This is a genomic window from Arthrobacter sp. NPDC058192, from assembly GCF_042883665.1.
Lineage (GTDB): Bacteria > Actinomycetota > Actinomycetes > Actinomycetales > Micrococcaceae > Arthrobacter.
The window spans coordinates 265888-283031 of sequence record NZ_JBHVVJ010000004.1; the positions used below are offsets into that span (position 1 = coordinate 265888).

Annotated in this window: 14 protein-coding genes; 4 read left to right on the plus strand and 10 right to left on the minus strand. The window is 65.8% G+C overall.

Translation table 11 applies throughout. The features are described from left to right. The first annotated feature begins 1 nt into the window (after position 1). Positions 2-1393, plus strand: coding sequence for an FAD-binding oxidoreductase (locus ACFVVK_RS06300; RefSeq protein WP_390264928.1), 1392 nt, complete (start codon positions 2-4; stop codon positions 1391-1393). A gap of 197 nt (positions 1394-1590) precedes the next feature. Here ACFVVK_RS06300 and ACFVVK_RS06305 read toward each other — a convergent pair whose 3' ends face one another. The 7 genes from ACFVVK_RS06305 to ACFVVK_RS06335 form a co-directional block, all read right to left on the minus strand. Continuing rightward, a complete protein-coding gene (locus ACFVVK_RS06305; protein ID WP_390264931.1) occupies positions 1591-2004 on the minus strand; it encodes a nuclear transport factor 2 family protein in 414 nt (137 codons plus the stop codon). A 507-nt stretch (positions 2005-2511) separates the two neighbouring features. Next, positions 2512-2688, minus strand: a complete 177-nt coding sequence (locus ACFVVK_RS06310) for a CsbD family protein (RefSeq protein ID WP_390264934.1) — start codon at positions 2686-2688, stop codon at positions 2512-2514. Between the two features lie 138 nt (positions 2689-2826). Continuing rightward, positions 2827-3933: an alkaline phosphatase family protein gene (locus ACFVVK_RS06315; RefSeq protein WP_390264937.1), complete on the minus strand. Its 1107-nt coding sequence runs from the start codon at positions 3931-3933 to the stop codon at positions 2827-2829. A gap of 174 nt (positions 3934-4107) precedes the next feature. After that, a complete protein-coding gene (locus tag ACFVVK_RS06320) occupies positions 4108-5256 on the minus strand; it encodes an alkaline phosphatase family protein (protein ID WP_390264940.1) in 1149 nt (382 codons plus the stop codon). Between the two features lie 1007 nt (positions 5257-6263). Then, on the minus strand, positions 6264-6680 hold the full coding sequence (locus ACFVVK_RS06325) for a hypothetical protein (protein WP_390264943.1): 417 nt from the start codon (positions 6678-6680) through the stop codon (positions 6264-6266). A 159-nt stretch (positions 6681-6839) separates the two neighbouring features. Beyond that, positions 6840-8081, minus strand: coding sequence for an NAD(P)/FAD-dependent oxidoreductase (locus ACFVVK_RS06330; protein WP_390264946.1), 1242 nt, complete (start codon positions 8079-8081; stop codon positions 6840-6842). A 42-nt stretch (positions 8082-8123) separates the two neighbouring features. Then, the gene (locus ACFVVK_RS06335) at positions 8124-8567 is read right to left on the minus strand and encodes a hypothetical protein (RefSeq protein WP_390264949.1); all 444 of its coding nucleotides are present in this window, start codon (positions 8565-8567) and stop codon (positions 8124-8126) included. Positions 8568-8821: 254 nt separating this feature from the next. On the opposite strand from ACFVVK_RS06335, the gene ggt reads away from it, so the two are divergent. After that, complete coding sequence (gene ggt, locus ACFVVK_RS06340) at positions 8822-10651, plus strand: gamma-glutamyltransferase (protein WP_390264952.1); 1830 nt, start codon at positions 8822-8824, stop codon at positions 10649-10651. 163 nt (positions 10652-10814) lie between these two features. On the opposite strand, the gene ACFVVK_RS06345 is transcribed toward ggt, so the two are convergent. After that, on the minus strand, positions 10815-11519 hold the full coding sequence (locus ACFVVK_RS06345) for an SDR family oxidoreductase (protein ID WP_390264955.1): 705 nt from the start codon (positions 11517-11519) through the stop codon (positions 10815-10817). 44 nt (positions 11520-11563) lie between these two features. Continuing rightward, positions 11564-11698 carry a hypothetical protein gene (locus tag ACFVVK_RS06350; RefSeq protein WP_390264958.1) on the minus strand — a complete coding sequence of 45 codons (135 nt, stop codon included), beginning with the start codon at positions 11696-11698 and terminating at the stop codon, positions 11564-11566. A gap of 154 nt (positions 11699-11852) precedes the next feature. Here ACFVVK_RS06350 and ACFVVK_RS06355 point away from each other — a divergent pair, with 154 nt between their 5' ends. Together ACFVVK_RS06355 and ACFVVK_RS06360 are read left to right on the plus strand one after the other, a co-directional pair. After that, a complete protein-coding gene (locus ACFVVK_RS06355) occupies positions 11853-12986 on the plus strand; it encodes an alkaline phosphatase family protein (RefSeq protein WP_390264961.1) in 1134 nt (377 codons plus the stop codon). Between the two features lie 347 nt (positions 12987-13333). Next, positions 13334-14788 (plus strand): purine-cytosine permease family protein, encoded by a 1455-nt coding sequence (locus tag ACFVVK_RS06360; RefSeq protein ID WP_390264964.1) that lies wholly within the window; start codon positions 13334-13336, stop codon positions 14786-14788. A gap of 362 nt (positions 14789-15150) precedes the next feature. Here ACFVVK_RS06360 and ACFVVK_RS06365 read toward each other — a convergent pair whose 3' ends face one another. After that, positions 15151-17040, minus strand: coding sequence for a DUF222 domain-containing protein (locus tag ACFVVK_RS06365; protein ID WP_390264967.1), 1890 nt, complete (start codon positions 17038-17040; stop codon positions 15151-15153). Between the last annotated feature and the right edge of the window lie 104 nt (positions 17041-17144).

The window sequence follows — 17144 nt, forward strand, 5'->3', positions numbered from 1 at the left end:
CATGCCAGAAGAAGCACGCGCTGGGAGCCGGCAGGGCCAAGATATGGGCCCCATTCGCGAGCTGGCGGCTCGGATACGTGGTGATCTGCTGGCCCCGGCCCACGAAGACTACGACCGGGCGCGCCGGGTTTTCAACTTCATGATTGATCGCCGTCCCGCGGCGATACTGCGGTGCGCAGGGGTGGCTGATGTCATTCAGGGCGTGCTCTTCGCCCGCACGCAGCAGCTACCGCTTTCAATCCACAGCGGCGGGCATAGCGTGGCCGGTTCCGCGGTGTGCGAAGAAGGGCTAATGCTCGACCTCTCGCGGATGAAGGGTATGCGCGTCATTCCTGGCCGGCGCGTAGCCCAGGCGCAGACTGGTCTCTTGCTCCGCGAATTCGACCACGAGACCCAGGCATTTGGGCTGGCTACGACTCTGGGGGCTGTTTCGGTCACCGGCATCGCCGGCCTTACCCTCGGCGGCGGCATCGGGTGGCTTAACGGCAAGTACGGTCTCGCCTGCGACAATGTGCTCGCGGCCGATGTGGTCACCGCCGATGGGGCGCTCGTTACCGCCAGTGCGACCGACCATGAGGACCTGTACTGGGCTTTGCGCGGGGGCGGCGGGAACTTCGGGGTGGTCACCTCGCTGACGTACCAGCTCCACCCGGTCACCACGGTGCTCGCAGGCGGCCTGAGTTTCCCTCCGGACCAGGCACGGGATGCGCTCCGGTTCTACCATCGCTTCGCGAGCGGGGCGCCGGATGAGCTGTCGACGGCCGGCTCGCTGTCCCGCCACCCGGAGGGTGGATCCATGGTCTCGATAGCCGTGTGCTATTGCGGGCCGCTTAACGAGGGAGAACGGGTCCTTCAGCCCCTGCGAGACTTTGGCCGTCCGGTAGCCGGGGCTATTGGTCCGCTGCCCTACGAGGCCTTCCAGAGCGGATCCGATTCGGATTTCCCGCGCGGCCGACAACATTACTGGAAGTCCAGCTATGTCAAGGACCTCTCCGACGAAGCGATCGACGTCCTTCTGGAGTTCGCGGCGACAAGCCCGTCGCCTCACACGGGGATCGGGTTGCAGCAGATGACCGGAGTGGCCAGCCGTGTGGATCCGCGGGCCACCGCGTTTGCCCACCGTGATCGGCAGTACGATTTCCTGATCCTGTCCCAGTGGGAGGATCCGGCCGACTCCGACCGCAATATCGATTGGACCCGCCGCTGTTTCGACGCGATGCGTCCGCACATCAAAGAAGCCGTGTACGTGAACAACCTTGGAGACCAGGAGCATGACCGCGTTCGGGACGCTTATGGTGTCAATTATGAGCGGCTGGCGGCGGTGAAGGCCCGTTACGATCCCGAAAACGTCTTCCGACTCAATCACAACATCGCTCCGCGTCTTGGGGATTAGATTGGCAGGTCCGGTCCTCTGCGCCATGACTGCGGCGGGTTTCCGGCGTCGTCCGGACCGGGAGCGGCGATGGCAGGTCCAGGACCGCCGTCCTCAGCGAACCTCAAACGCAGGCAGCTCAAGGAGTTGGCTGCAGCCTAGGTGTCCCGTGGCTGTCCACCCTCCGGGGCTGCAGCACGTTGGCGAACGGGACCTGGCTATGGATTTTCGGGCAAGCGGCCAGATAACGTCTGGACTGCCTCGGCGATGCCCACATCTTCTCGTTCGGTCTCTTCCATGAAGAGGCGGCCGGCCGTTATGAGGCCGTCCTCGATCTCGAAGATCGTCACACCCCGCATGTCGAAGGGCTGCCCGTCGGTGCGGGTGCCGGCCCAAGTCCATTCGCTCCACGTGGCATTGCCGTCGTCCACCGAGCGCACCACTTCCGCGTGAAAATCCGGAATGCCGGCGAACATCGCTGCCCAGTTCGCGTGCATCTGAGCCCTGCCCACGAATGCCCTGGCCGGATGGGCCGGTTGCACACTCCTGTACGACTGATTGAACAACGCGGCGGCTGACTCGAGGTCCTGGTCATTCATCGCAGCCAGCAGCCGTTGGATAACCTCGCTCATCTGATCACTCCTCTCCGCCGCGGCGGGGGTTGTGCGCCGTCGCGAGTACAGCCTCATGAACGGCCTCACCTTGGATCGTGCACAGGCACGTCGGCGGACCTAAACCGCGGCGGGACATGGCCGCCAGCATCGCCAATCTACGCCGCCGCCCCGCCCACTTCCAGACCGTCGTCGGTCCAGCCGAGCGAAGGAAGGGGCGAGCGGAATTTGCGGTCATGACGACAGTGAAGGGAAGATCATCGATTCCAGCACGAATCCGACCCCTATGAGGGCGAGCATGCCGCCGAAGAACCTGATGAATTAGAAAAGCAGGACCCAAACCATGCTGTTGGCTGGCTCATGGACAGAGATACTTCAGGATTTGAGCATTAGGTTGGGGCATCGGCGGAGAAGGGTCGAGGTTCGGTCACCGAGTGTGACACTTAGGAGTCGCAGGGTTTTCGACTCGTCCGGGCACAGCAAAGGGCGCACCCCCTTGTCGGAGATGCGCCCTTTGCCTGCGGTTGGTCAGTCCTTCTTGAAGGCGTCCTTGACCTTCTCGCCGGCCTGCTTCAAATCACCTTTGGCCTGGTCCGCCTGGCCTTCAGCCTTCAGGCTTTCATCGCCCGTGGCGTTCCCGGCAGCTTCCTTGCCCTTGCCGCCAGCCTTCTCGGCAGCGTTCTCAATCTTGTCGCCTAGTCCCATGGTGTTTCCTTCCTCTGGTTTGGCAGCCGATTGATACGGCCTGAACCCATCCTAAGCATGCTTACGACCAGGAAATCAAGTCGGGGGCGCCTGTTTGCATTCCACCGCCAGTCTGTTTGCAAGGAAGGCATGAGGGGGTCATGGCAGCGAGTTGAAGACGTCGGATCCAAAAGCGTTGACTCCGGGCGCACCGGCATAGCCGAGGCGTGGCAGCGAGAAAGTGTCTTCGATCGTGGCCAGAAGGCTGTAGTGGCTGTATGGCTTGTCCGATGTTGTGTCGCCCCGGACGAAGGGGGACAGCACCAGGGCGCCGACGCGGCCCCCGGCTGTTCCGCCGGGAACGGCGCCCTTTGGGCCTTGTCTGGCACCGTCAGCTTCGTCGAAGGTAATGACGAGCATTCCGTCCTGCTTATAGGCCGGGGAGTCCAGAATCGTGGGGATGTGTTTTTGCAGCCAGACGTCAGCGCTGACCAGACCGCCCTCCCTGCCGTCCGCGCAGGGGCTGTCATGCCCGTCATTGCATAAGTTGGGGCTGATGTAGGAAAGGTTCGGCGTGGTAGCTTCGGATCCAAGGTCGCCAGCCAGTTCGGTGAAGTCGACCACGTTCTTCTGACAATCCGGAGAGGATGTGATCGCCGCGAAGTACACAAAGGGATTGTGCCGGGTCGCGTATTGATCATCCGGTGAGGCATCCTGGTTTGCGTCCTCGGCCCCGGCTTCAGGGTGCCGGCATGGACTCTTCATCCCCTCCATGTAGCCCTTCCAAGTTTTCCCGGCCGCACTGAGTTGCCCCGCGACGGTCGGCACCGAGGCGGGGTAGATGCAGCCGGTGCCTTTCACCTGCCCCGGCCATGCGGTGCCCTCTGGCACGAACGGGGCATACGTGCCGCAATCGTTCCGGGTCATGGGGTTGGCGGCCTGCCCCGAAATCTGCGCGATGTAATTGGGAGCGGAATGATGGGCGATTGCGTAGTACTTGGACAGCAACACGCCCTTGGGGCGAAGCGTCTGAGACAGGTAGGGAGCGTCCGAGTCAGCACCCCAGGCCGCGTCGAATCCCTGGTTCTCGAGATTGATCACAAACACGTGCCCCGGGCGGTCCGCGCGGGCGCCCGTCGCGGGCGCCTGGTTGCCCGCCACCGACCCTGGCTGGCAGCCCGAAACTGCCAGGACTATCGCCGTAGCCAGCACCAGCAGACCGGCAGCGCCCCGGCCGATGGTTCCCTTTGATTTTCCGGTCGTCATGCGCATCCCGCTTTCGTGTTGACGCGTGGAGTCGGGCGGCCCACTACTGATTCGGTCATGGCTCTGCCCTCAAGACCGACGAATTGGTGACACCAGCATAGGTCTCCGGCCGGGGATGTCCCCCGTCGTTCCCTGCTGCGGCCTGGGTACCGCCGTACCCCCAGAACCGCCGCGCTACGCACGGTCAGTGGCCGGCGCCGCTGGTTTTGGCGTCGACGGGTCGGGGGGTCGGGATGCCCTGACCAGCACGTCGTGGGGCGGCGGAATCGTGGTGCCATCGCGCAGGATCACCGGGGGGACCGGAACGGACGCCGTGATGGGGGCCGGCGGCATTGGTGCGGGCTGCGGCCTTGGGCTGGGTGGAGGGGGCATGGAAATTCGGGAGCCGTAGGAGGGTGGCGGCGGCTGGTGCAGGGTGGGGTCGATCAGGTCCGCGAGACCGGGGTCGGTATCGACGCGGTCGACCCCAAGCGGGGGCAGGCCCAGAAGCTGCATGACGGTTCTGGCCACTCCGACATGGGAGGACCAGCGGCTGTCGATGCCGGGTCGGACGGAGCCGCCGAACATGATGAGGGGGACTCTGGGGCCGTAGGCGAGCTGGACGCCGTCGGGAGTGTGCTCCACGTTCGGCGTCCTGACATGGTCATCCCAGCCGCCCCAGTCGTCCCAGGTGAGCAGGAAGACGGTGTCGTCCCAGTGCCCGGATTTCACGACGGCGTCCACCGCCTGCCAGACAGCGTTCATTCCGTCTGACACATTTTGGGTGGGGTGCTCGTTTCCTGGGCTTTCATGCCATACGTAGGAAAGAGCAGGCAGGGATCCGGCGGCGACATCGGCCGTAAACGCCGACGTCGGTACCAGATTGGGAGAGTCCGTCAACTGCGTGTAGTAGCGGGCCGGGTAGTGGTCTTCGCCCGTGTAGCAGCGCCAGTCCAGGCCCGCCTCGTCGGCAAGCCCGGGAACGGACGGCATGTCCCATTCGAAGTCCTCGTCCGATGGGGGATTGCGCAGCGTAGGGCTTTGTCCGCCCAGGAGCAGCAGGTGGTTAGGGGTGGAGTTGGTGCCGAATCCGCTGCAGTGGTTTTCCAGGAAGGCGCCTGTCACCGCCAGGTATGCGTAATACGGTATGACGGCGAGGGTATCGAACTGAGTGCGGGTGGCCGTGCCGTTCTGGAGCCACTGGGCGTAGGCTTTCCGGTCGTGTGGTTGGTCGGCTTCCGGCGGGTTCGGTTGTTCCGGCCAATCAGTGGCGACGTTGGCGCCGTAAGGCCGCAGGCCCCCGAAGTAGTTATCCGTGGTGTGGTTCTCTTGGACAAAGACCACAACATGCCTGACCCGAGTCCGAAGGGTGAGTTCGGACCCGGAGGATGAACTGCCCGTACTGCCCGCTGGAGGTTCGGATGTAAACCGATTGACGGCGATCCATGCAGCAGCGGCTGCCAGCCCGGCAAGGAACGTGAACCGCGACACCCAGGCCGACGCGTGCCCCTGCGCCGGGGTGGGGGGTTGCTGAGGGAAGGCCGGTGGCGGCGCCTCGGAACGTTGCTGGATCGGCGCGGGCCCGGTTCGCGATGTCAATGTTGTCAGGGCTAGACACAGGCACCACAGAAAAACGTCCAAGGCGAAAAGCTCAGGGGTACCCGAGGAAGCGAACAGTGCCACAGGACGCCACGGCCAGGCGAGCACGATGAGTCCGACAACTCCGGCAAGGCCCGCCACCCGCAAGACGCCATGCCTCCAGCCCAAGGTGGAAAGCCGGATCCAGTTCCTGCGCTTCGACTTCAACTCCCCGAAGAGGCTTACCATCCAGACGAGGCAGGCCAGAAGGAAAACCACACCTACGATAGTCATGGTTGCCAGCCGCCTCTCACCCGGGCGCCGGCCCCATGCAGCTCACACCCCGGAACCTGTCCCGCACGGACGTGACTGTCGCGGGACGAGCGGCGATCCGGAAAACAGGCTGGCATTCTTCCTCCGGTAATGGCTGTAGGGCGTGCCAAGAGTATTGCTGACTTGGCTGAAAGGTGTCTGGGTTAAAAGTCGACGGCGACGGCGGGGCCCGGGGTGGCTGTTGGGTGCACTTCGGACGTCCAGCCGGTGATCACTCAGCGCTCGGCCGGTTTTGGGCTGAGGCACTCGGCTGAGACACTCGGCTGGGGTGTTCCTTTTGAGGGCCCCGGTGTGACCAATGTTGAACCCGTGGGCTTCGTCTGCCCGGAGGGCAACGAGTTCTGCGTCCTCACCCAAGGCTGACGCGAGGGCCACGGCTCCGGGGCGCCGGCGGTGTGCCCGGTGGCCCTGCTGGATCTGTTGGCCTGAGCCCAGACGTGCTATTCGTCGTCGCCGGTTTCGGCGTCGCCCGTACCGGTGTCGAAGGGCTTGCCCGTGGCCGTTTGCTCGCCGCCCGCGAGACGGTCCGACTCGCGGGCCCCGACAACGGACTGGGCGCCACCGGATCCGGCCTTTGCAGGTGGGGGCCCAGGCGGTACGGTCCCGTTTGTCTTGGCGGAGTCGGTCACAGTCCGTTGCCCCTGCGTCATGGCGGAATCGTTGAACACTTGCTCGACAGGCGCCTCGCCTGATTTGGCCCGTTCCGGATGCGAGTGGTCCCCCTCCGCGTTGGTGCCCGACTCCGCGATCTGGACCGCTTCGCCCACATCTGCACCGCTGCGGGACTCATCGGCCCCCGGTGCGGGATTCCCGGCCCTTGCCGCAGCGTCTTGGCCGCCTTGCGAATTCTCGGTCATCGGCTTACCCCTGCGATTCATCTCTGCCGCTTTTCGGTGGTGAGCCAGCTTACCTCCCGTTGGGTAGCCAGTCGAGGGGCGGTGGGCCGACGACGGCGGGTCGGAAGGCGCTGCCCGCGCCGTCAGACGATTGATTCCGAGTTAGGCCAAACAGGTGCCCTAGTCCGGTCTGCCGACGATCACCTGCGACGGGCTGTGCGTCACGTAGCCGGCGGCCCAGGAGGAGAGCGCCCGGGCTTTCTGCTGGAAACCCGGGAGCAGGGCGAGGTGAACCGCCAGCCAGGAAGCGAATGCCAGCGGGCCCTGCAGCTGGATGCGCTTGGGGCCGAGTTCGGCTACTGCGGCTCCACGGCCGACCATGGCCATGTAGCCCTTGTCCCAGTAGGCGAACGGTTGGCGGGTGCCGCCGGCCAGGTCAGCGTAAATGTTGCGGGCGGCCCATTTTCCGGACTGCTGCGCGACCGAACCGAGCTGCGGCAGTTTGGCGCCCGCGGCATCGGTAATGTTGGCTGCGTCGCCCAGCACGTAGACCCCGTCGACGCCGGGCGCGGTGAGATCCGGCTGCACGTCGATGCGCCCGCCTTTCCCCTGCGGGAGGCCGGACTCGGCGATGATTTTTCCGGCCTGCAGGCCGCCGGCCCAGACCACGATCCGAGCCGGAATGACCGTCCCGTCCGCCAGCGTGACGCCGTCGGCACGGACGTCGGTGACCCCCTGACCCATGTGCAGCTGAACTCCGAGTTTCGCGAGCCGGCCCCGGGTGTACTCCTGCGACTTGGTAGAGAATGCCATCAGCACGCTGGGGAGCATATCCACCAGATGGACGCGGCACCTAGCCGCGAGCTCCGGGGAGAAATACTTCGGCACCAGGTACTTGACGTTCTCCGCCAGGGCACCGGCGGTCTCTACTCCGGTGGGCCCGCCGCCGACCACGACGACGTCCGCGTTGCCCGCCTGCTCGCGGTCCGCCGCATCCAGGACGCCGGTGAGCGCAGCGCTCAGACGCGTGGCATCGGCCACGGAGTACAGCGGGTAGGCATGTTCCTCGGCGCCCGGGGTGTTGAAGAAGTTAGGGACGGCGCCTGGTGCAATGACAAGGATGCGTGCCTGGTAACGGGAGCCGTCGGCGGTGGTGACAGCCCGGGTGGCGGCATCGATCGCCGTCACCTCGGCGGTCAGGACGCGCACCCCTTTGATACCGCGGAACACGGAACGCAGTGGCCGGGCCACCGCCGAAACGCCGATTTGCGACGCCGCCACCTGGTAAAGGAGGGGCTGGAACTGGTGGTAGTTGTTCGCGTCGATCAGGAGTACCCGGATGCCCTTGCGGCCGAGTTCCTCGGCCGCGGTCATGCCAGCAAACCCGCCGCCAACCACGATGACCTGAGATGTATCGTCCATTCAAGCAAGATACCGCGCGGGGCCACTGCGCAACAGCGCTGGCTAGGCGGGGATCACACGTTCGTCGCGCAGGGTGTCGAACAGGGTGGCGAAGGCAGTGAGCGTGTCGGCGTAGCCGGTAAAACCGGCGTTGCGGCTGCGGGTCATGTCGGTGAAGCACTCGACAGGGCGGTTGAGGTCGCTGTCGGTGTGCCGCGAGGACGCCACACGGGTGAGGCGTGTCGCGCCGGTGCCATAGGCCTCGAAGGGGCCCAAGTAGTGCTTGAGGCCGGTGACGAGTCCGACGTGCTGCAGGTTCCCGGATGGGCCCGTGGTGTCGAGGACATTGCGGACCATGGCGGCGTTGACGGTAATGTTGTTGGCTTCGCTAGGCCTGCGGCTCCACGCGGTAAAGAAGACGTGGGTGGGGCTGAGTCCGGCCAGGGCCACGTGCGGTTTCCGCGGCGTGTGCGACCAGCGATTGCCGGCGTTTGCAGCGGATACCAAGCACCCTGCACGCCTCTGAATTGGCGCATCGCTGCCTCATCAGTTGAACACAGGGGGATTCCCCACAACCAAGCTCGTGGCACATTTTTCCGTAAATGGCGTGCCGGATGTCCCATACATCCGTACATCCGCCGCTCTTCTGCGGGCTACTGAAATGGCATCCATTCCTGACGGCGCAAGTGTTGAGTGTCGCAGGCCGGGGGAGTAGCGTGACAATTGTTGTCAACTCGCATCACAAGGACTCGGGGGCCATCATGGCAGATATGAAACGTGGGCTGGTGGCCGTCACCGCGGCTCTGGCATTGAGCGTGACCAGCGGCGCGGTCGCCGCCCCGGCGTTCGCCGATCCGCGGGTGACGGAAAAGACCCCGACCGCCACCGGCTACGGCGGCGCGGTGAGCACCGTGGACCCGGAGGCGTCCGCAGCGGCGATCGAGGTTCTCCGCAAGGGCGGCAACGCGGCGGACGCCGCCGTCGCCGCGGCCGCGACCCTTGGGGTCACCGAGCCCTACAGCTCCGGGATCGGGGGTGGGGGCTACTTCGTGTTCTACGACGCGAAGACCGGCAAGGTGGGCACGATCGACGGCCGCGAGACCGCACCGGCAGCCATGAAGCACGACGCGTTCATCGACCCTGCAACCAAGCAGCCCTATAACTTCACGCCCGAGCTCGTCACGAGCGGTGTCTCCGTAGGCGTCCCCGGCACGCCAGCCACGTGGGAGCGGGCCCTCGACAGGTGGGGCACGCTCAGCCTTGGGGACGCCCTCAAGCCCGCCATCAAAGTCGCGACCCGTGGGTTCGTGGTCGACAAGACGTTCCGCCAGCAGACCCTTGACAACAAGCTCCGGTTCAAGGCGTTCAACTCCACCAGCAGCCTCTTCCTCCCGGGCGGTGACGCTCCCGCCGTCGGCAGCGTCTTCCAGAACCACGACCTCGCCGAGACTTACCGGCTCCTCGCCAAGAACGGCACCGAAAGCTTTTACGGTGGCCCGCTCGCCGCCGAAATCGCAGCCACCGTGCAGTCTCCGCCCAAGAGGGCCGGGACAACGCTGCCCGTTCCGAAAGGCCACATGACGACGGCGGATCTGGCCGCCTACCGCGCCCTGGATCAGGCGCCCACACACGTGGACTACCGCGACCTGGACGTTTACGGTATGGCACCGTCCAGCAGCGGCGGCACCACGGTCGGCGAGGCGCTGAACATTCTGGAGCCGTCCAATCTGTCCGGGATGTCCACGCCCGGCGCCCTGCATCACTACCTCGAGGCAAGCGCGCTTGCCTTCGCCGACCGCGGCAAGTACGTGGGTGACCCCGCCTTTGTCGACGTCCCCACGGCCGCGCTCACTGACCCGCTGTTCGGCAAGGAGCGCGCCTGCCAGATCGACCCGCTGCATGCGGCGGCGAAGCCAGTTGCGCCGGGGTCCGTGTCCTCGTACGACGGCGCGTGCCCGGCTGCCGCCGTGGCGCCCGCTGACGAAAAGGACACCGAGAACGTCTCTACGACCAACCTGACGGTCGCGGACAAGTGGGGGAACGTGGTCGACTACACCCTCACGATCGAGCAGACCGGCGGGTCCGGCATGGTGGTCCCCGGCCGCGGCTTCCTGCTCAACAACGAGCTGACCGATTTCTCGACCGTCTACAACGAGGCGGACCCGAACCGGATCACGCCGGGGAAGCGGCCGCGCTCGTCCATGTCGCCGACCATCATCCTCAAGGAGGGTAAGCCGTTCCTCGCTCTCGGCTCGCCAGGCGGCTCGACCATCATCACGACTGTCCTGCAGACCATCCTGAACCGGGTGGACTTGGGCATGACCATCTCCGAGGCGATTGCTGCACCGCGCGCCTCGCAACGCAACACGGCCAAGGTCACGGCCGAGCCGGAGTTCATCGCCGCGTACGGCAAGCAATTGACACCCTTTGGCCACGAGTTCACGCCGTCGGGGGATGCGTTCACGTCGGCAGCGGAGATAGGCGCCGCGACCGCCATCGAATTCCTGGACGACGGCGCTATGGTCGCAGCCGCTGAGCCCGTCAGACGCGGCGGGGGATCGGCTATGGCACTCAAATCGTCGCCGAAGTAAGACTGGGGGAACCGGCTCAGTCAGCCGCTGCGATGCTTGTCCAGTACGGTGACGTGCATAGGCATGCGGTTGGCGCGACGAAGGCGTCCGGCCAGCAAGTTCCGCACCCCGCGGGTCACCATGGTCGCCTTGGTCAGATACCGGAACTCGGCGGCGTCCGACGTTACGAGGTCCAGGAGAGGGCGGGCGGCGTCGTCAGCGGTCTGCCCCCATAGTCCGACGACGACCTGCAACCCGCCCAGCCGATGCTCGTAGCCGGGCTGGGAGGTGATGCGCCCAGCATGTCCGTCAGCACCAGACCTGGGTTCATGCCGTGCACCCGGACGCCGGTTCCTTTGGTCTCCAGCCGCAGTGTCTCCGTGAACTGACGCACCCAACCCTTGCTCGACGCATACGCGTTCTGCAGCGCCACTGGCCCCTGGTCGCCGTGACCGTTGACGTTGACGAGGTCCCCGGGGCCTTGGGCGAGGAACACGGGCAAAGCAATTCTCGAACCATGGAACGTGCCGAGGATGTTGGTCCGCACCACCAGCGTGAAGTCATCGATCGGGGCGGACGCCGTCGGCCCGAAGACGCCGGACGCTCCAGCGTTGTTGACCCAGATGTCGAGTATCCCGCGGCTGAGGGCCCCGTCGCGCAGGGCCTCGACGTCGGCTAGCTCACCGGTGTCGCACGGACGTCCGGACGCTTTGATCCCTTCCGTTTGCAGCTGCTCGACGGCGGCCGCGACGTCGGCGCCGGATCTGGACGCCAGCACTACCGCCGCGCCCCGATGCCCCAGCAGCCGGGCCATGCCCAACCCTAGACCGCGCGTGGAGCCCTTTACGACCGCCACGCGCCCGCGCAGGATGTCCCGTTGTGAGCCCATGTCTTCCTCATACGCGCAGCAGGCGAGGAGAGCAAGTGCCCCCGCTACTCGCGGACGACCCTGACGGTGCGGAGGGACGGGTGCGCCCTGCTCGCCGTCCCCTTGGCCGCCGTCGGCTGGACGATCATCAAGATCTGGTCGGGCCGGGACGTGCCGGGCCGGAACCCATCAACGTCCATGCTGCAGACGCCCCCGTCTGACCCCTGATGGCCGTCGGGAACATCGGGCCTGGCCGTCAAGGTGCCGCTGGGAGGCGACTCGGGGCTGGATCCGGCATAGTCTCGGTGGTGACCGATCAAGCGCCGGGGCGACCGGCGGAGGAAACGGGACGACATGGCGAACAATAGAGTCAAGCGAGTTGTGGTGATGGTCCAGGAAAACCACACCACCGACAATTACTTCCGGGGTCTAGCACCGTATGGGGCGAACGTTGCCTCAGACTGGCCGAGCCAGCCCAACCCGCCCGCATCGGATCAACCCCACGACCGGCACGCTTATTACCGCTGGCTTACCGGAGAGCACCAGGCAACCCACACCCAGTTCGACACCATGACGGCCATCCCGTTCTACGCCTATCTGGCCCTTAGCGGGGCGTTCCTTGAAAACCATTGCAGCGGCTTCGGCACGAACTCGACGCCGAACCACCTCCTGATCGTCGGCGGCCAGTCACCGACGTTGCGCAACCCGTCCCGTACCCTGCCTCCGCCGGTGTGGGACATGCCCTCGGTTCCCGGGCTGGCAGCTGACACGGGAATCGGCTGGGCCTGCTACACGAGCAACGGCAACTACCCGGCTGGATACTACAAGCAACTCAACGGCTCCCCTCATCTGATTCCCGAGTCACAGTTCGTCACTCACGCCGCCGGCGGGAAGCTGCCAGCCCTGACCTATCTGTGGCACCGTGCGCCCGAGGACGAACACCCGACCGCCGACGTGACGATCGGGATGAACAAGATCTGGGAATCCGTGGACGCCGTAGTCCGGTCCGGCGGGTGGGACGAGACGGTGTTCTTACTGACCTGGGACGATTGGGGCGGCTGGGATGACCACGTCGCCACTCCGAATGTTGAACACACGCCGGACGGGGTGCAACTCGCCTACGGCCCGCGGGTCCCGCTGGTCATGTTCGGCGGCGCGGTCAAGCCAGGCATCGACAGTCGCTGGTCCAACCACGCCGGCATCCCCAAGACTGTGATGCAGCTGCTCGGGCTGCCAAAACTGGGGGTGGACCGCGTCGACAACGACCCCGGGCTCGCGGACCTGATTGACCCGGCACTGCACAACCCTCCACCGCCTGCCTTCGGGTCGGAATTCACCCTCCCTGCTCCGCCGGAGCCGGCCCGGAAACCAAGGCCGTTGCCGGTATCTCCCGTGCTGACCTCAGCTCCGGTGCCGCCGGTGGTGCTGCGCGGCGGCCGGACGCTCCCGCCGCCCAACGACGTTCCCCTGACGGCAACGAAGCCCTGAGCGATGGCTGTGGTCAGTTACCTTTGAAGTGACTTTGATAGGCGGCGGTCGAAGTGACCGGTTCTGCTGGTCCGTTCCGCTTCCGGCCGCCCGCCGGTCTTATGGGCAGTGATCCACTGATGGCCGCCATTGAACAGAATGGCAGTCTGCCTGGGCTATGGACATTCGCATAGAAATGGGCCCAAGATTCTGTCAATCGAATATGGGCAAGCAATGGCAGGAGTTTACTCTTGTCCACGCTCCGCATGTGATTCGCTTCACTAGTTCGCGGCGCTGGTGCGGTTCCGGTCGCTGCGGCTTTCGATCCCGCACCGATGCCAGCAGCATCCCGTTCTAGGAGACATGTCATGAGTACAGCCACGGGTCCGGCAACGGGTCGGGGACTGGAAGTCAGGTCGATCGACTACGTCCCTCTCAGTGAGAGACATGGAAAGGTCTCGCACATTGGGCCGCTGTGGTTTATGAGCAACGCCCAGATAGCCACACTCGCCGTGGGGCTGATCAGCATCACGACCGGCGGGAACCTGATCTGGTCTTTGATTGCGATCGCGATCGGCGTCCTGGTGGGCACCTTGTTCATGGCGGCACACTCCTCGCAGGGCCCGCAGCTCGGTTTGCCCCAAATGATCCAGTCCCGTCCGCAGTTCGGGTACGTGGGCGCTCTACTGGTGTGGCTGTTCGCCTACCTGCAGTACGCGGGATTCAACGTGTTCAACACTGTCCTGGCCGGTGAGGCCGCGGCCGGGTCCCTTCACATGGGAAACGAAACGCTCTGGTTCTGGGTCATCACAATTGTCGCGGTCGTCGTCGCACTCTTCGGCTATGACCTGATCCACGGCTTCGAGCGCTACCTGACCTACCTGACCATCATCATGCTGACACTGCTCACGGCGGCGGTTCTTACCCACCTTGACCTGCCCGGCGGTGCGTTCGATCTCGCCGGTTTCCACCTTGTCCCGTTCCTGGGGCAACTGGGCGTGGCGGCCGGTTACCAGATTTCGTGGGCTATCTACGTCTCGGACTATTCCCGCTACCTCCCGCCGGAATCCGGCCGGGGGACGTTTAAGTGGACGTTCTGGGGGAGCGCCCTGGGCGGCATCTGGGTCATGTTCCTGGGCGCATTCATCGCTGCGGCAGCCGGAAAGGACTTCGAGACTATCGCCTCGATCCAGAACACCGCCGACAAGCTGTTCCCGGGGTTCGGATCAATCGCATTGTTCATCGCCGCCCTCGGGCTCGTGTCGGTCACAGCGCTTAACATGTATGGCGGATCCCTGACGCTGATCTCCTCGATCGACAGCCTGCGCCGCATCCGGCCCACCGTCAGGATCCGCATCGTCACCATCGGGATCACTGCGGCCATCTCACTCATCTTCGCCAACATCGCATCCGCTGATTTCCTTGCCAACTTCAATGATTTCCTGCTGCTGGTGCTGTACTTCTTCATCCCGTGGACGGCGGTCAACCTCACGGACTACTTCATCGTCCGCAAGGGCCACTACGCGATCGCGGAGATCTTCCATCCCCGTGGCATTTACGGACGCTGGGGCTGGCCCGGAATCGCCTCGTACCTCGTGGGCTTCGCGGTGATGATTCCCTTCTTCTCCGCCGGAAAACTCTTCATCGGGCCGGCGGCTGAAGCGATGGGCGGCGCAGACATCTCCCTGTTCATTGGCCTGCCGATCGCGGCCTTCCTGTACTGGGTGCTCACCCGCCACATCGACACGGCCGCGGAGATGCGCCTGGCCGAGACTCAGGCAATCGAACTTGAGGAAGCCGCTAGCAAGCACGTCGAACCCTGAAGCTGGGGCCGGGCAAGCGGTGGTCCGCCGCCGGCCGAAGGTCCACGGCTTCCCCTTCGCCCGATGCCAACGGCGCCAGGCAGAAGGATCGCAAACGGCATTACCCGGCTCCCCCCAACAAAGCCGAGATCGGCGAGGATCAGTCGTTCATATTGACGACATGGTCGCTGTCTCGTTGCTGAAGGCCCCATTTTGGCCGTAGTTGGGTCCGTCCACGACCTGTCCCCCATGAAAATTGAGCAGGAGCGCCGAAGGTCGGCGTGGTCAATGTAATCGCTTGCTGTTTGGAAGGCCCCCCGCACGATGGTGCGGAAAGCTCGGTTGTCCTCAGTTGCGCCCCGAAACGCCAAGCAACTGGTCGATCAGGCATATTCGGGCAGGAAACGTTCCGGGATGGCTTCGTCCGGGGGCGCCGACCTGTACGGATCCTCTGCGTCGGAGCCGGGGAGTTGGTCCCAGCCTATGAATGAGTGCCAGTCAGCGATGGGATCCGGGGGCGGCGCCGACCAGTACGGATCCTCTGCGTCGAAGTCGGGGAGTCGGTCCCAGCCTATGAATGAGTGCCAGTCCGCGATGGGATCCGGAGGCGGTTCCGGGTCGGTATTCCGGCCGGCATCGCCGCCGGGATCGTGGCCGGGGTCCGGGACGGGCGCGGACTGCTGTGGCCAGTGGGGTGGTTCCCAGTCCTGGTGTTCGCTGGCGTAGCGCCGTCCTGATGGTGAGGTCCATCCGGGCGGGTGGTCTTTGTCGGCTCCGGTGGGTGTCCAGGCGGAGAGGTGTTTGAGGCGGTGGTGCCTAGGGCAGGGCTGGGCCAGGTTGGAGATGTCGGTCCCGCCGCCGTCGGCCCAGGCGAGCAGGTGGTCCGCGTCGTTGTCCAGGGAGTGGTTGCCGCAGCCGGGGAAGGGACACCTGCCGTCGCGGAGCCGGAGCCAGCGGCGCTGGGCCGTGCTGAGACGGTAGCTGCTCCGCCCGATTTCCAGCGGCGCGCCGTCGCGGGGGTCGGTCAGGGCCCGGTAGAAGGAGTCCGCGCCGTCGGTGACCAGTCGGCGGGCCATGGAGGGCGGGATGGGCCCGTACCCGTCTAGGACGGCCGGTTCGTCCGTGGCGCCCAGCAGGGACAGGACCGGGACGGTGACCAGGACCTGCGCCCGCGGCGACGGCACCTTCCCGGAGCACCCCGCATCCCCACGGCCTGCACCCGCTCCGTGCCCGGGTCCTTCGCCGTCGGATGTTCCGCTGCCGGGCCTCCCGCCGTCGGGCCCTCCGCCGTCGGGCCTCCCGCTGGCGGGCCGTCCGCTGTCCCCGCTGCCGGTGCCGGTGGTGCCGCTGGTCAGGAGCCAGGCCGCGTTGATGTCGGCGCGGAGCTGGGCCAGGGTGCGGGTCTCGCCCGGTCTCTGCAGGGCCCGGGCCGCTGCGGTGGTCCGGTCCCAGATGCCCGCGGCGGTCTCGGCGCTGAGGTACGCGGAGAGCCAGGCCATGCCGTCCCGGTCCGGGACGTACTCGACCCGCCGGTCCGCGGCGCTCCTGGTATGGCGTGTTTCGATGCTGATCGGGTGGTGGCGTTCGCGCCAGGCGCGGGCCTTGGCGCGGAACCGGCACGCCACGAGCTCCCCGGCCCGGCAGTCGCGGGACGCCTCCGGCGCGTCGGGGTCCAGGAAGTGCGCCTCAAGCCCGGCCGCACCCGCCTCATCCAGGCCGCTGGTTTCATCCACGACGATCCGGGCGTGCTGCCAGGAGATCTCCCCTGCCTCCGGGGCCGAGAGGGTCAGCGGCAGTGTTGTGGTCAGCGCCTGGCTGTCGGACAGGAGCGCCCCGGCGGTGCGTTCACTGACGGTCAGGACACACGCGACCTCGGCGACCGCGGCCATCTGTTGCGCGGCGCGGTCCCGCGGGGACGCCGCCGGCGGAACCAGCGCCCCGGCGGCCTGCACGTAATCCGTGGCCAGCCGCGCCTTCAGCGCCGCCACCCGGGGCTCCAGCCGGGCCAGCACCGCCAGCCCGTCCAGGCAGCCGTCCGCGAAGGCCCGCAACGGATCAGAACCCCGCAACGCATCCCTGCCGGGCGAACCGGAGTCGTGCGCATCGGCACCGGACTGACCCGTGCCGGGCGAACAAGTGCCCGGCGGTTCAGAGCGGTTCACGTTCAGGCCGGCGAGGTCAGCCAGCGCAGCAACCGACGCGAAGACGGCCTCCAAGGTCGCCCTGCTTTCCGCGCTCCAGGATTCCCCGGTGAAAGCCGCACTGCTGTCCATGCCCCAAGCATCTCACCGTGCACTGACAAAAATAGGCGGTACCGCCATAAGCCAAAATAGGCTGTACCACCTCGAGACGCTGGCACTGACTAGCGCCGTGCGTG

Bases quoted from the DNA above. Each gene is read 5' to 3' on its own strand.
- ACFVVK_RS06315 (WP_390264937.1), bottom strand. From the start codon at position 3,933: ATGACGACCGGAAAATCAAAGGGAACCATCGGCCGGGGCGCTGCCGGT.
- ggt (WP_390264952.1), top strand. From the start codon at position 8,822: ATGGCAGATATGAAACGTGGGCTGGTGGCCGTCACCGCGGCTCTGGCA.
- ACFVVK_RS06350 (WP_390264958.1), bottom strand. From the start codon at position 11,698: ATGGACGTTGATGGGTTCCGGCCCGGCACGTCCCGGCCCGACCAGATC.
- ACFVVK_RS06305 (WP_390264931.1), bottom strand. From the start codon at position 2,004: ATGAGCGAGGTTATCCAACGGCTGCTGGCTGCGATGAATGACCAGGAC.
- ACFVVK_RS06355 (WP_390264961.1), top strand. From the start codon at position 11,853: ATGGCGAACAATAGAGTCAAGCGAGTTGTGGTGATGGTCCAGGAAAAC.
- ACFVVK_RS06365 (WP_390264967.1), bottom strand. From the start codon at position 17,040: ATGGACAGCAGTGCGGCTTTCACCGGGGAATCCTGGAGCGCGGAAAGC.
- ACFVVK_RS06300 (WP_390264928.1), top strand. From the start codon at position 2: ATGCCAGAAGAAGCACGCGCTGGGAGCCGGCAGGGCCAAGATATGGGC.
- ACFVVK_RS06360 (WP_390264964.1), top strand. From the start codon at position 13,334: ATGAGTACAGCCACGGGTCCGGCAACGGGTCGGGGACTGGAAGTCAGG.
- ACFVVK_RS06325 (WP_390264943.1), bottom strand. From the start codon at position 6,680: ATGACCGAGAATTCGCAAGGCGGCCAAGACGCTGCGGCAAGGGCCGGG.
- ACFVVK_RS06310 (WP_390264934.1), bottom strand. From the start codon at position 2,688: ATGGGACTAGGCGACAAGATTGAGAACGCTGCCGAGAAGGCTGGCGGC.
- ACFVVK_RS06345 (WP_390264955.1), bottom strand. From the start codon at position 11,519: ATGGGCTCACAACGGGACATCCTGCGCGGGCGCGTGGCGGTCGTAAAG.
- ACFVVK_RS06330 (WP_390264946.1), bottom strand. From the start codon at position 8,081: ATGGACGATACATCTCAGGTCATCGTGGTTGGCGGCGGGTTTGCTGGC.